This is a genomic window from Peribacillus sp. B65 (genome assembly GCF_058513295.1).
This window is the reverse complement of the sequence record NZ_CP195840.1, coordinates 1,347,629-1,361,605: the sequence shown is the minus strand read 5'-3', so window position 1 is coordinate 1,361,605 and position 13,977 is coordinate 1,347,629. Positions and strand designations below refer to the sequence as shown.

The following is a 13,977-nucleotide window of genomic DNA, read 5'->3' as shown; positions in this document are numbered from 1 at the left end:
TATTCACCGCCGCAAAAAGAATTCTTTTTAAGTACAATTCTGGATAATTTTCGAAACTCCTTTAAAATTGTCGAATTTCGCTCCAAAAAAAGTAGTGATGAAATAATTTTCATCACTACTTTCCCTCAGTAAGTCTTAAAAATAACCTCTCCACTGATTGCTTCCTTACCTGACTGGTTAGTGGCCGCAACGTTGAAAAAATATCTATCCCCATTTTTTTCTTTTAGATCCGCTTGAAGAGTTATGACATCATTCAAGAAAACCATACCTTTGAAACGAATCTTGTATTCTTCGATAAAACCAATTTCATATAGATTACTGAAAAGCTTAGCGAGGTTTCCCATCGTCCACATTCCATGCGCGATGATACCGGGAAGACCAGCATTTTTTGCTTCCTCATCAATCGTATGAATGGGATTGAAATCACCTGATGCGCCGGCATATTTAATGAGGTCCAGTCGCGTTACAGGCGCAAGCTCGATGGAATGTAACGAGTCACCAATATGCAGTTCGGTTAATGTCGTCACTTACTCATCACCATCCTTCTGATCGTTTCATTTATAATGACAAGCTGTTCAGCAGTGAAGACGATTTCCCCATTTGCATCAGTCCCATAATTTTTAAAGGCTAGAAATCCCATTTCCCCTTGTTTTCCTTTTTTCTCATAATAGTCTTTCACTTCCGTATAACAGGTGATTTCTTCCCCTACCTTCAGCGGCCTGTTATAGCGATATATCTGCTCACCGTGAATCAACCCTTTATTCGGTAGATTTAAGCTTTCAATCGTCCCAAAATCAAAGACCCTTGGGAAAGTTGGTGGAGCGATATTCGTTCCGTACCTTGATTGCCTGCCTATTTCTTCATCTATGAAAATTGGGTGGGGATCACCAATCGATAATGCGAATTTTTTAACGGCTCCCCGTTCAACTATATTTTTAACGGGGTTGGATCGTTTTCCAATACTTTCGTTGAACATAACATCCCGCCTTTTCCCTTAATTTTTTGGACCGCCCGCAACATATAAAACCTGCCCGCTAATGAATGAGGATGCTTCATCGGCAAAGAATGCAACAGCATGAGCGATATCACTTGGCAAACCGCTTCTGGCAACAGGAATACTGTTTGCCCTGTCCTGGATGAATTGCTCAAAACTCACTCCCACCCGCCTAGCTGTTTCTTTCGTCATTTCGGTTTCGATAAAACCTGGTGCTACCGAATTAGCCGTTATCCCGTATTTGCCCAGTTCGATTGCCAGTGTTTTTGTTAACCCCTGAAGTCCGGCTTTAGCAGCTGAATAATTAGCCTGTCCGCGGTTCCCGAGGGCCGAGGTGGATGATATATTGATGATTCTTCCGTATTTATTTGCAACCATATGCTTCTGGGCAGCACGTACTGCATTGAAAGTACCTTTTAAATGCACATCCATTACCGTCTGCCAATCTGAATCGGTCATTTTGAAAAGTAGATTATCCCGGATGACCCCAGCATTATTCACGAGAATATCAAGCGATCCGAATGTGTCGGCTATTTCTGTTATGGATGCTTCCACTTCTTCGGGATTGACCACATTGGCAACTTTTGTAAAAATGGTATAACCCTTATCCCTTAATTCATTTCCCGTTGATGTCAAAACCTCTTCGTTGATATCGATAATCGCTACGTTTGCGCCTTCACTGGCAAATAGTTCGACGATCGCCCGGCCAATCCCCCTGCTTCCACCTGTAACTAATGCCGTTTTCCCTGAAAATCTCCCTGTCATAATCGTTTCCTCCTAATCTATTATAAAAATTGCCCTACTTTAACATGTCCCTTAATCAAATTTCGGGAAATGATCATACGCTGTATTTCATCCGTACCATCATAAATCCTCCAAAGCCTGGCTTCGCGGTACCAACGTTCGATGGGAAGCTCCTTCGTATAGCCCATGCCACCGTGAATCTGCAATACACGATCAACGACCCGATTCCCCATATTGGCTCCATAGAGTTTAGCCATTGAAGCTAAATGGCGATTGTCTTCTCCATTATCAAGTGTAAAAGCCGCATTCAATACAAGCCATCTTGCAGCTTCAATTTCTACGGCCGAATCAGCTATCTGCCATTGAATGGCCTGGCGCTCCGCGATCGGTTTACCGAAAGTTACTCGTTCTTTAGCGTATTCTATAGCCATTTGCAGCAATCTTTCTGCCGAACCAACAGCACGTGCGCCCACGATCCATCTTGCAAACCCAATCCATTCCAAGCCTAGTTTATAACCGCCATGCACTTCCCCTAAGATGTTTTCTTCGGGTACCCTGACATTATCAAAAACTAAACCTGCCGGTCCCCATTCTCCCATCGTATTGATATATTCTGATCTCCAGCCCATATCACGGTCTACAATGAAACAGGTTACCCCTTCCGTCCCGGTTGCTTGATGACGTTCTTTGTCAGTTACAGCAATGACCATGACGAAATCGGCATCATTTCCTCCAGTGATGAATGTTTTTTCTCCGTTAAGCACCCATTCATTCCCTTCTTTTACTGCCGTCATTTTAATATTTCGCGTATCAGACCCAGCCCCCGGCTCCGTCATGGCAAAACAGGACTTTTTCTCACCATTAATAGTAGGGATCAGATATTTCTGTTTCTGTTCTTCATTTGCATAATAAAGTATGTTATCAGCCGAACCTCCAAAGCTGAATGGTACAAACGTTTTTGATACTTCCATCAAGACAATTGCCATCATAAGCTGCCCTAAGTCTGCCCCGCCATATTCCTCTGGGGTATTGATGCCCCAAAACCCAGCTTTTTTTGCTTTTTCCTGTAAATCTTTCAATGTTCCCTCTGGTAAACTAGGCTTCCCTGCCATTTCATTGCGAAGCACTTCATTTTCCAAGGGTATCAATTCATTTTCCACGAACTTGCGTATTGTTTTTTGTACCATTTTTTGTTCATCTGATAGTCGTAAATCCATATTAACCCCTCCGCTTTCCAATTAGACTAGTTTTGATATTTTCTCTTCAATTGTCCGGTAATGATATTTTTTTGGATTTCGGACGTGCCTTCATATATTCTAGTGATTCGGGCATCCCGATAAAAACGTTCAACTGGATAATCCTTCATGTATCCCATACCGCCATGAATTTGAACGGCCTTATCAGCGACACGATTATATACTTCCGAACCATACAACTTTAGCATTGCCGCTTCTTTAATGATTTTTTCTTTCTGATCGACCATCCATGCAACCCGGTATGTGAATGAGCGAAGTGCTTCTATTTCCATTGCCATCTCGGCAATCATATGGGATACAGCTTGATGATCTATGATCGGCACATTGAATTGTTCACGTTCTGTGGCATATTTAGTAGATAGATCGAGCAAGTACTGACAGGACCCTAAATTACGGGCAGCAAGGCCTGCCCGTCCATTTGCAAGGATCTTCAATGCATTTACATACCCTTGTCCAACGTCCCCCAGTACATTTTCGGCAGGAACCTCGCAATCTTCAAAAACCAATTCGGCAGAATGTGAGCCTCGAAGACCCATCTTCCTTTCCAGGCTACCAACTCTAAAACCCGGAAAATCCTTTTCTACTATGAATGAGGTGATTCCTTTTGCCCCTTTATCTTTGTCCGTTACGGCCATAACCGTAAAAATATCTGCTACATCAGCATTCGTTATATAATGCTTAGTCCCGTTAAGTATATATTTATCGCCATTTTTGACTGCAGTCATTTTGAGATTCGTAGCATGTGACCCCGCTGCAGGCTCAGTTAAAGCAAAAGCACCAATTCTATTACCGCTTGCCATATCTGGTAGATACTTTTCCTTTTGCATTTCATTGCCCATTTCGACTATCCCTACCGTCCCTATGCCGGTATGGGCCCCAATCAGAGTGGTATATCCATTATGTGTTTTGCCGATTTCCTCATATAAAGCGCATTTTCCCACCATCCCGATTCCGAGCCCGCCATACCTTTCCGGGATACTAAGCCCGAATAGCCCGATTTCCTTCGATAAATTTATAATGGATTCCGGGATATGATCTTCATCCTCTATCTGCATGGAAAATGGATCGATTTGCTCTTCGATAAACTGGCGTATATTTTCTTTTAATAACAGGATGTCTTCATCTAAGCGAAAATCCATTTGCATTCCCCTTTCTCTTTGAATTAGTTGTTAGCGCTTTCATATATTATCCGAATAAGCGATATGTTTTTCCTGAAGTTTGCGTTTTAAGATTTTACCTACTGCCGTCTTAGGAAGTTCACTTTCAAATGTGATTGCTTTTGGGACTTTAAAGGCAGCGAGCTGCTTTCGGCAATAATACTTCAATTCGTTTTCAGTTATTCTTTCACTTGGTTTTAGAACTACCGCTGCATGTACCGTTTCACCGCGATATTGATCGGGAACGCCAAAGACGGCAGCTTCCAGAACCTTAGGATGGCTGTATAAGACATCTTCAATTTCTATTGGATATATATTGAACCCGCCTGCTATGATCATTTCTTTCTTCCGTCCCACAATGTAAAAGAAGCCATCTTCATCCATCTTGGCAATATCACCGGTATGCAGCCATCCGTTTTGAATCGTCTGCCGCGTTTCTTCAGGCATGCCCCAATAACCTTTCATTACCTGTGGACCCTTTATGACCAATTCACCTGGTGTATCAACCAAGAGGGCAGGCTCTCCTGTAATACTGTCAATTATGGCGGCATCCGTATTTTGTATCGGAATCCCGATACTTCCGGGTTTTTGCATGCCGCAAACTGGATTCCGGTGCGTGACTGGTGACGCCTCGGACAGGCCATAGCCTTCTGCAATCTTTGTCCCGCTCAGTTCGTTAAACCTTGACAATACATTCAATGGCAATGGTGACGAACCCGAAACGCAAGATTTCAATGTATGCAAATCAAATGGATGGGACTGGTAATATTGTAATAAAGCAATGTACATCGTCGGTACCCCTGGAAAAATAGTCGGTTTAAGATCATTGATAATATCGACGATCTCCGTCACCTCAAACTTGGATACAAGAATTAATTCCCCGCCATTATAAAATGTCAGGTTCATCCCTGAAGTCATGCCGTAAACATGAAATAATGGGGAAACGCCAAGTACCCTTTCCTTACCCTTTTGAGTATTGATTCTTGAAGTGGCTGCACTCTGCAGCGTATTGGCTACTATATTACGATGTGTTAGCATCGCCCCTTTAGAACGCCCTGTCGTTCCTCCTGTATATTGGAGGACGGCGACATCTCTAGCAGGATCAATCTCCACACTGAAATCCGCTTCTGTTACTGTTAGCAGTTTTTTTGTCATTTCACATTTGCCCTTTTCCAGCGACACGCTTAACACCTTTTCAACATCGGTTGCAGCTATAACGGCTTCAACTATTGGTTTTAAATCATCTAGCACAATGATGTGCCTTGCACCTGAGTCTTTCAGGACATGTATTAATTCGTTCGCCTTATACATTGGATTGATTTGGACAACAATGGCTCCATTCAAAAGAGTTCCAAAAAAACCAATTGGATATTGTGGACAATTAGGAAGCATAAGAGCCACTCGATCTCCCTTTCCAATCCCTTCAGCAGCAAGCAAGCGGGCACATCTTTTCACTAATGTCCCCAACTCTGAATATGTATACCTCTGCTCTCTGAACGTAACCGCTGTTTTATCCGAATATTGTTCGACTGATTGATAAAATAGTTCCGTCAAAGACATGTCAGGAATATCAATCTCGCTTGGGTTTCCTTGCGGGATATGTTTTTTCCAAGGTCTATCCATTGGCCCTCCCCTTTCTTCATTCAAAAAAATAAAGAAGTCATACTAAACAATATGCAAGGAGTGTGCCAAAAATAAATCGTTATGTTACGCTGATTCATTCAATGGTAAAATTCAAAATTGAATTATTTGCTGCGCCCTTAATAATATTAGGTTCATAATGCTAGGATTTAAAATTGACTCAATAAGTCATTTTTGAATTTAGAGATGCTTTCGTAAAAGGTATCAACTTGTAGTACGGGGCATGTGGAGAAGGATATTATTTGAAAATAAAACGGGATGCTGATCAAGATCAGCATCCCGTTTTAAAAAATGATTCACTGCTCTATGGCGGAGTCATCTTCCAATGATATTTTCCATAATTCTTTCGCTTTTCCACTGACCGTTTCATCAAAAACAAATGATCCATTCGTATATCGATCATGATTTTTTAATGAAGCGGCATGAATCGTTTCAATGGTTCCCTTTTCAGAAAGAATGAATAGGCTGTCCGTTTTGTTAATGATATCAAATCCAATGACCCTATGAGGATTCGATTTCAATTCCCTCAAGACCACGACACCGCGTTTTGCCCGGCTCGTTTTTTCAAACTCGGTTAATTTCATTTTCTTTATGGCCCCGCGCTGTGTAACGATAAAGATCGATTCTTTACTATCCTTGGCCAAAACCTTTCCGCCAATGACATAATCATCTTCTTTCAAATTAATCCCTTTGACTCCTGCTGCCCGAACACCGACAACACTTACTTCTTCTTCATCAAACCATAAACCATAGCCATTATGGGTGACCAGGAAAAGGTCAGCCTGTCCATCGGTATGATGGACATCGACAAGTTCATCGTCACCTTTTAAATTGACACCAACCAGCGGTTTTGAATGACGCTGGGCTTTATAGGAAGCTAATTCTGTCTTTTTCACCATACCATTTTTCGTGATGAACAATAAGAATTCCGGCACGGCAAACTCTTTGATTGGAATCGCTTTTATGATTTGTTCTTCCCTGTCGATTGGTATGATGTTCGCGATATGCTGACCGGTTTCCTTCCAGCGAATATCAGGAAGCTGATGAACTGGACAATAGAGGTAGTTCCCTTTGGATGTGAACAGCAACAGGACATCAGTTGTATTCATCTCCAGCCTCTGGAGCAGGCGATCGGAATCCTTCATGCCAAAATCAAGACCGCCTGATGCTGCATAGGATCGTAACGAAGTCCGTTTTACATAGCCTTCTTTCGTCACGGTCACCATCACTTCCTCACTCGCAATCAATACTTCAAGATTGATTTTGATTTCTTCAATTTCTTTTTCGATTTTGGAACGACGTCCGTCATCAAAGCCCTTTTTAATGAATCGAAGTTCTTTTTTAATTACTTGAAGAAGAACTTTTTCACTGCCAAGAATCTTTGTCAATTCCTCAATTTTGTTTTTCAATTCCGCCGCCTCTGCTTCAAGTGCTGTAATATCCGTATTTGTCAGCCTGTATAGCTGCAAGGAGACAATGGCTTCAGCTTGCGCTTCTGTAAAATCGAAATTAGCAATGAGGTTATCTTTGGCATTCCGTTTGTCTTTAGATGCCCGGATGACAGCGATGACCTCATCTAATATGGACAAAGCCTTCACTAAACCATCGACGATATGTGCCCGGTCATGTGCCTTTTGCAACTCATAACGTGAACGGTTCACGATTACCTCTTTACGGTGTTCGATATATGCATCTAGCATTTTTGGCAGGCTCATCAATGTTGGCCGTTTTTTATAAATCGCGACCATATTGAAATTGTATGCAATTTGAAGATCGGAATTTTTGTATAAATAATGCAGGACTCCATTTGCATCTGCTTCTTTTTTCAGTTCGATGACAATCCGCAGTCCCGTACGGTCGGTCTCATCCCTAACTTCGGCGATACCTTCCACTTTCCGGTCCAGACGGAATTCATCCATTTTCTTAACAAGGTTTGCTTTATTGACTTCATATGGGATTTCAGTGATGACGATTTGCTGTTTGCCCCCCCGAATCGTTTCCACTTCCGCCAACCCGCGAATGATTATTTTCCCTTTACCTGTCTCATAGGCCTTACGAATGCCTTCAATGCCTTGAATGATACCGCCAGTAGGAAAATCCGGCCCTTTAATGACCGTCATTAAGTCAGCGACCGTCGCTTCCGGCTTATCGATTCGCATAATGGCCGCATCAATGACTTCACCTAGTTGATGTGGCGGGATTTCAGTGGCATAGCCTGCTGAAATTCCTGTAGAGCCATTTACAAGCAGGTTAGGGAACATTGCTGGCAATACAATGGGCTCCTCTGAAGTATCATCAAAGTTCGGTACAAAATCGACCGTCCTTTTTTCAATATCCCGCAGCATCTCGGAGGCAATCGATGAAAGCCTTGCTTCCGTATACCGCATCGCAGCAGGCGGATCGCCATCAATACTACCGTTGTTTCCGTGCATTTGGACCATTACCTTCCGCAGCTTCCAGTCTTGGCTCATCCGAACCATTGCCTCATAAACGGATGAATCTCCGTGAGGGTGATAGTTACCAATTACATTACCGACCGTTTTTGCGGATTTCCTGAATCCTTTTTCCTGAGTATTTCCTTCAACATGCATCGCATACAATATCCTGCGCTGCACCGGTTTTAAACCGTCCCTTGCATCTGGAAGTGCCCGATCTTGGATGATATATTTACTATAACGCCCGAAGCGGTCACCAATTACCTCTTCTAGCGGCAAATCTCGAAACGTTTCTTCAAATACCATCGTTAATGACCTCCTCTTCAATCGACATATTTTCATTATCTAAAATATTCGATTCCTCTTCGAGACCAAAAGCGACATTGGCTTCAATCCACTTACGACGCGGTTCAACCTTATCTCCCATCAACGTTGTCACACGTCTTTCCGCACGGGCACCATCATCGATCTTCACACGTATCAATGTCCTTGTTTCCGGGTTCATGGTGGTATCCCATAATTGATCGGCATTCATCTCACCCAGCCCTTTATAGCGCTGAATCATATAGCCTTTCCCCACCTTGTCTATCGCTCCCTGAAGTTCCTCGTCGCTCCAAGCATATTCAATGACTTCTTTCTTCCCGGTCCCTTTACTCACTTTATATAAAGGAGGCAAGGCAATGTAAACCTTTCCAGCCTCTATTAACGGCTTCATATAGCGATAAAAGAATGTCAGCAGCAGCACTTGGATATGGGCTCCATCGGTATCGGCATCAGTCATGATGATCACTTTATCATAGTTAGTGTCAGGCGTATTGAATTCCGCACCGACACCTCCGCCGATTGCATGGATGATTGTATTTATTTCCTCGTTTTTAAAAATATCCGCCAGTTTTGCCTTTTCCGTATTAATAACTTTACCCCGCAATGGCAGCACTGCTTGGAATCGGCGATCGCGTCCTTGTTTAGCGGATCCCCCAGCAGAGTCCCCTTCTACAAGATACAGTTCATTCCGTTCGGGATTTTTCGATTGAGCTGGTGTTAATTTCCCAGAAAGGATGGCATCGGATTTTTTCCTTTTCTTCCCGCTTCTTGCGTCTTCGCGAGCCTTGCGTGCCGCTTCCCTTGCTTGGAACGCTTTAATCGCTTTTTTTACCAATAGGGTACTCGTGGTCGGATCTTCTTCAAAAAAGTAGGCTAAGTGCTCTGATACGATGGAATCGACTGCAGAACGGGCTTCACTTGTTCCAAGCTTGCTCTTGGTTTGTCCTTCGAATTGAAGAAGTTCTTCAGGGATACGTACTGAAATGATTGAAGACAAGCCTTCACGTATATCGGTACCTTCGAGGTTTTTATCTTTTTCCTTCAATAGCCCCATCTTTCTGGCATAATCATTAAATGCCCGTGTCATGGCCGTTTTTGCGCCAATCTCATGGGTGCCTCCATCTTTTGTACGAACATTATTTACAAAGCTTAAAATATTCTCTGAATAGCCATCGTTGAATTGAAAGGCTAGTTCGACTTCTATCCCATTTTGTTCCCCTTCTAAGCTGACTACACTATGAAGGGTCTCTTTTTCTTCATTTAAATAATCGACAAACGCTTCAATGCCATTTTCATAGTAAAAAACTTCATTATGGTCGTTACGCTCATCCGTCAATTCTATCTTCATGCCTTTTAAAAGAAAAGCCGATTCGCGAAGACGCTCACATAGGATTTCATAATTAAAAGTAGTCACCGAGAAAATTTTTGGATCGGGCTTGAAGTGGATCTTGGTACCGGCTTGATTGGTTTTACCGATTTTCTCCAGAGTGGTTTCTGGCTTTCCGCCATTGAAAAACCGTTGTTCGTAAATGAACCCGTCCCTTTTGATTGTCACGACAAGCCATTCAGACAACGCGTTAACGACCGAAGCACCGACTCCATGAAGCCCTCCACTCGTTTTATATCCGCCTTGTCCAAATTTACCTCCAGCATGAAGAATCGTCAAAATGACTTCAGGCGTCGGTTTACCTAATTTATGCATGCCAATAGGCATTCCGCGCCCTTTATCAGACACACTTACACTGTTATCTTTATGTATTTTCACACTAATTTGGTCTCCATATCCAGCTAAAGCCTCATCTACGGAGTTATCTACAATCTCGTACACTAAATGATGAAGTCCGCGTGCATCAGTACTGCCGATATACATACCGGGACGTTTTCTGACCGCTTCGAGTCCTTCCAGTACCTGAATTGCATCATCATTGTACTCGATTGTTTTTACTTTCTTTGCCACAGAAATTCCCCTTTCCTTACTAAAACACAATTTCCGGGCCAAATCATACTGCAATGAAATGACTCACTAGCTAAACAAATCCATTAATACGTTAATATCATATAAAAAGTATAATACTTTTACGAACAAAGAACAAGTGTTCTATTTTTTTGTCCTTTTTATTAGCGTTAGCACATTTATGTGGAACAAAACGTATCATAGCTACCTTTCTAATTGTAGCGGTAAATTTTCATTTGGCAAATATACTTTTACTATTTTTAATCAAATTAAACGTCCATGGCTTAAATTTGCCCTGCCTTTTGACTTCTTTCGGTCGAAATACAGCCACACCTTAACAAAAAGAGCGGAAGATCCGCTCTTCATTTTACTTAGTAAGGGCGTGTTCGACTTTTATACATCGATTCATGATGACAGTATATCCTTTTTCTTTCAAGAAATTATAGGCTTCTTCATTTTCCACACCCTGCTGGGCCCAAAAGATATCAGCATCGATTTCTGCAAATTCCTTGGCTATCTCCGGTAGGAACTCTGAACGGCGGAAAACATTCACGATATCGACGTGCCCTTCAATATCTTTCAGGGCTTTAACTGCCTTGACACCCAGCACTTCAGATATAGCAGGGTTTACCGGGATGATTTCATAACCGCTATCCTGCATGGCCTTCGATACCATATAAGAAGTACGCTCAGGGTTATTAGATAAACCAACGACAGCAATGCGCTTCGATTTTTTCAACATCTTTCCCATTTCTTCCCTGCTTGGATTTTCTATCATTCTTTTCTATCCCCTTTATAATAAAATGTAATAATTTGACTAAAGAGTATTCCTAACAAAGGTATTTTACAGACAAAAGCTGTTTATTACCATTATTAAGAAAAACCATTATACAAGAAAGAAAAAGTTTCGAAAAGGCATGACTCAATTAACTACCTTATGTTCATACAGACTACCACGTATTGTAACAATTTATACAAGGAGGCATCCTTCATTTTATATTTACGAAAATAAGTAACCCTAAACCTTTCACCCGTCATGAACTTAACGTATATCAAAAGATGTAAGTTCATCAAGGAAAATCATTTTTTTAGTGGATTTTTTTTTGGACAGCCGTACCATTTTGTCACGAAAATGTTACAATAAGAGAAGCTTAACAGGTGTTTTAAAGCTGTTTTTGGCTATTTCTACACGTTTATTTTTGAAAAAGGGAACAATCGCCCCTGAACGTGATAAAAAAAAGAAGATTTTTCTTAAAAGAAAGGGTAATAGAATGCTTACATTTATCACTATACTGGCTGCCTACCTGATCGGTTCGATTCCTTCCGGTTTAATAATTGGTAAAACATTTTACAAAATCGACATCCGGGAGCATGGCAGTAAAAATCTGGGCGGTACAAATACCTTCAGGACACTTGGTGTCAAGGCAGGGCTTACCGTTACTATCATGGATATACTTAAGGGTACCCTAGCAACTTGTCTGCCGTATATGCTAGGCGTGGACATGCATTTATTGCTAGCCGGAGTTATTGCGGTCATCGGTCATATGTTTCCCATTTTTGCAAACTTTCGGGGCGGAAAAGCGGTGGCAACTTCTGCTGGTGTCATTCTTGCTTATGAACCATGGTTTTTTGTCTTTGCCGTCATCATTTTCTTTATATCCTTATACATATCCAAATATGTCTCGCTTTCATCCATGATTGCTTGTCTACTTGCTCTCATCTACAGTTTAGTTTTTCATATTGATGACACGGCGCTCATTATTGTAATCAGTTTAATAACGATCTTCATTTTTTACCGGCATCGCGCAAACATCAAGCGGATTATAGATAAAACTGAACCGAAGGTAAAGTGGTTGTAAGAACATGTAAAAATAGGCCCGTATGCATGGGCCTATTTTCCATTCTACAATTCATTTGCCGTGTTATTCAGGATATCCGCATGCCTCGAAACTTTTTCAGTAGCGTTTCCTATTTCCTGGATGATTGACACTAATTCCTTAATTGTCATTTCCATTTCTGCAGAATCCGCTATATTCCCGTTGATGACTCCGATTATTTCATTGAAGGAATTTTCTGTCAATTCAGATTCTTTCTCGCCTGCTTGAACTACTTCCTTGACCCTTAGGACAGAATCAACAACATCCTTCATATATTCATTTGATGTTTGCACGATTGCATCTATTTCAGCTATCGACTTCTTCGTCTGTTCAGCAAGTTTCCTGACCTCATTCGAAACAACCGCAAATCCATTACCATGTTCACCTGCCCGTGCTGCCTCGATGGCTGAGTTCAATGATAGTAAATTTGTCTGGTCGGCCATTCCCTGTACAAGCTTAACAAACTCGGTGATGCTTAAGAAAGATTGGTTTAATAAAATGATCTTTTCATCAACATTTTTCATGAAATTAACAAGGTTTTGTATCTTTTCCGTTAAGATCTGCATGCGCTTCTGCCCCTCTTCAGCCATTGTTTTTGAACGAAGTGATTGTTCAGCGCGCGTTGCGATCTGCATTTTGACAAATTGCCCGTTTTCTATCAATTGCTTAACGGAAGCATCCGTTTCTTCACTTAAATACAAGACTTCTTCACTAACTAACGAGATTTTCCTTTTTACTTCCTCTTTTATTTCTTTATATTGATTTTCCCTAGCTTTTAAATGTTCAACTTCATATGCCTCAAGGACTAATTGCTGTTCGAGATTTAGTATCTTTCCTATCGCTGATATTAATGCCCGCTGCTCATCTTCATTCTTGGTTTGTTCAAAGACAATTCTTTGCAAGTGATTCTGTACATTTTGAAAACCGGATGAATACCACCGGGGCTGTAAGCCAATACGATAATGAGTCTTCGCCACCTTTGTCCGCAATTTAACAAAATCATCGTCAATCACACCATTGAATAAAGATAGCATATGGGTAATTAACGTTTTCCTCAATTTTCCCACCGTGCTGTGTTCAGTGATTATCCCTTTCAATTCAGGAACCTGCAGAATCGTTTGATAAAAGGCATCAACAACTCCCTCTACCTGGGGCTCGATTGCCTCTCTAAAGGCATGTATCAGCTTTAAATCGAATTCCGTTAAATCGATGATAGTCACCTGCATTTTCACCTGTTCACTGCTTACATCCAATATGCCCTCTGTTTCTTTTGCTTTTTGAAACCAGATTGCTTTTTCCGGCTTCGCTTTTATGAAGATCCCCATATCCCACTCCCCCTGATTTTGTAATTCACGATAAAGCGGATCCAAAATATTCTACCCAATACTACACAGGTCTTTATATCCATATCATTTAAAGTGAACCAGATTCATATAAAAATAATAATCTATTTAGACTATATGTATTTTATTTTTGCCTCATTTCAAGTCTTTTGTCAAGGTAAAAAGCCCTAATATGCTTTTACATTAACTTCCCATCAAATCAATAGTATGGTTTTCGTTTAATGGATAAATGGTCAAGTAAGGATTGAATAA

General features: G+C 41.3%; 11 protein-coding genes. 1 reads left to right on the top strand and 10 read right to left on the bottom strand.

Annotated elements, in window-relative coordinates; all coding sequences use genetic code 11:
* Nucleotides 1-125: 125 nt before the first annotated feature.
* The 9 genes from ACSR9O_RS06650 to ACSR9O_RS06610 form a co-directional block, all read right to left on the bottom strand.
* On the bottom strand, nt 126-527 hold the full coding sequence (locus ACSR9O_RS06650) for a MaoC/PaaZ C-terminal domain-containing protein (protein WP_057914834.1): 402 nt from the start codon (nt 525-527) through the stop codon (nt 126-128).
* The gene (locus tag ACSR9O_RS06645) at nt 524-976 is read right to left on the bottom strand and encodes a MaoC family dehydratase N-terminal domain-containing protein (RefSeq protein ID WP_101221909.1); all 453 of its coding nucleotides are present in this window, start codon (nt 974-976) and stop codon (nt 524-526) included. The genes ACSR9O_RS06650 and ACSR9O_RS06645 overlap by 4 nt, the downstream gene beginning before the upstream one ends.
* Before the next feature lie 18 nt (nt 977-994).
* Nucleotides 995-1,759, bottom strand: a complete 765-nt coding sequence (locus ACSR9O_RS06640; RefSeq protein WP_137018492.1) for an SDR family oxidoreductase — start codon at nt 1,757-1,759, stop codon at nt 995-997.
* A 20-nt stretch (nt 1,760-1,779) separates the two neighbouring features.
* Complete coding sequence (locus ACSR9O_RS06635; protein WP_057277806.1) at nt 1,780-2,955, bottom strand: acyl-CoA dehydrogenase family protein; 1,176 nt, start codon at nt 2,953-2,955, stop codon at nt 1,780-1,782.
* Between the two features lie 26 nt (nt 2,956-2,981).
* Entirely contained in the window at nt 2,982-4,133 is a 1,152-nt protein-coding gene (locus ACSR9O_RS06630) for an acyl-CoA dehydrogenase family protein (protein ID WP_063233560.1), read from the bottom strand.
* A gap of 39 nt (nt 4,134-4,172) precedes the next feature.
* Complete coding sequence (locus ACSR9O_RS06625; RefSeq protein WP_491724166.1) at nt 4,173-5,774, bottom strand: long-chain-fatty-acid--CoA ligase; 1,602 nt, start codon at nt 5,772-5,774, stop codon at nt 4,173-4,175.
* A 314-nt stretch (nt 5,775-6,088) separates the two neighbouring features.
* Nucleotides 6,089-8,533 carry a DNA topoisomerase IV subunit A gene (gene parC / locus ACSR9O_RS06620; protein ID WP_491724165.1) on the bottom strand — a complete coding sequence of 815 codons (2,445 nt, stop codon included), beginning with the start codon at nt 8,531-8,533 and terminating at the stop codon, nt 6,089-6,091.
* A complete protein-coding gene (parE, locus tag ACSR9O_RS06615; RefSeq protein ID WP_101221904.1) occupies nt 8,523-10,508 on the bottom strand; it encodes a DNA topoisomerase IV subunit B in 1,986 nt (661 codons plus the stop codon). Before parE ends, parC begins: the two co-directional genes overlap by 11 nt.
* 364 nt (nt 10,509-10,872) lie before the next feature.
* Nucleotides 10,873-11,283 (bottom strand): CoA-binding protein, encoded by a 411-nt coding sequence (locus ACSR9O_RS06610; protein WP_491724164.1) that lies wholly within the window; start codon nt 11,281-11,283, stop codon nt 10,873-10,875.
* A 493-nt stretch (nt 11,284-11,776) separates the two neighbouring features.
* Here ACSR9O_RS06610 and plsY point away from each other — a divergent pair, with 493 nt between their 5' ends.
* Nucleotides 11,777-12,364, top strand: coding sequence for a glycerol-3-phosphate 1-O-acyltransferase PlsY (gene plsY / locus ACSR9O_RS06605; protein ID WP_101222241.1), 588 nt, complete (start codon nt 11,777-11,779; stop codon nt 12,362-12,364).
* A 44-nt stretch (nt 12,365-12,408) separates the two neighbouring features.
* Here the strand turns inward: plsY and ACSR9O_RS06600 are convergent, their stop codons facing one another.
* Complete coding sequence (locus ACSR9O_RS06600; protein ID WP_491724163.1) at nt 12,409-13,707, bottom strand: protoglobin domain-containing protein; 1,299 nt, start codon at nt 13,705-13,707, stop codon at nt 12,409-12,411.
* Nucleotides 13,708-13,977 lie beyond the last annotated feature (270 nt).

What these genes read in the sequence shown, in the direction of transcription:
- ACSR9O_RS06645 (WP_101221909.1), bottom strand. Translation starts at nt 976, where the DNA reads ATGTTCAACGAAAGTATTGGAAAACGATCCAACCCCGTTAAAAATATA.
- ACSR9O_RS06640 (WP_137018492.1), bottom strand. Translation starts at nt 1,759, where the DNA reads ATGACAGGGAGATTTTCAGGGAAAACGGCATTAGTTACAGGTGGAAGC.
- ACSR9O_RS06635 (WP_057277806.1), bottom strand. Translation starts at nt 2,955, where the DNA reads ATGGATTTACGACTATCAGATGAACAAAAAATGGTACAAAAAACAATA.
- ACSR9O_RS06630 (WP_063233560.1), bottom strand. Translation starts at nt 4,133, where the DNA reads ATGGATTTTCGCTTAGATGAAGACATCCTGTTATTAAAAGAAAATATA.
- ACSR9O_RS06625 (WP_491724166.1), bottom strand. Translation starts at nt 5,774, where the DNA reads ATGGATAGACCTTGGAAAAAACATATCCCGCAAGGAAACCCAAGCGAG.
- parC (WP_491724165.1), bottom strand. Translation starts at nt 8,533, where the DNA reads ATGGTATTTGAAGAAACGTTTCGAGATTTGCCGCTAGAAGAGGTAATT.
- ACSR9O_RS06610 (WP_491724164.1), bottom strand. Translation starts at nt 11,283, where the DNA reads ATGATAGAAAATCCAAGCAGGGAAGAAATGGGAAAGATGTTGAAAAAA.
- plsY (WP_101222241.1), top strand. Translation starts at nt 11,777, where the DNA reads ATGCTTACATTTATCACTATACTGGCTGCCTACCTGATCGGTTCGATT.
- ACSR9O_RS06600 (WP_491724163.1), bottom strand. Translation starts at nt 13,707, where the DNA reads ATGGGGATCTTCATAAAAGCGAAGCCGGAAAAAGCAATCTGGTTTCAA.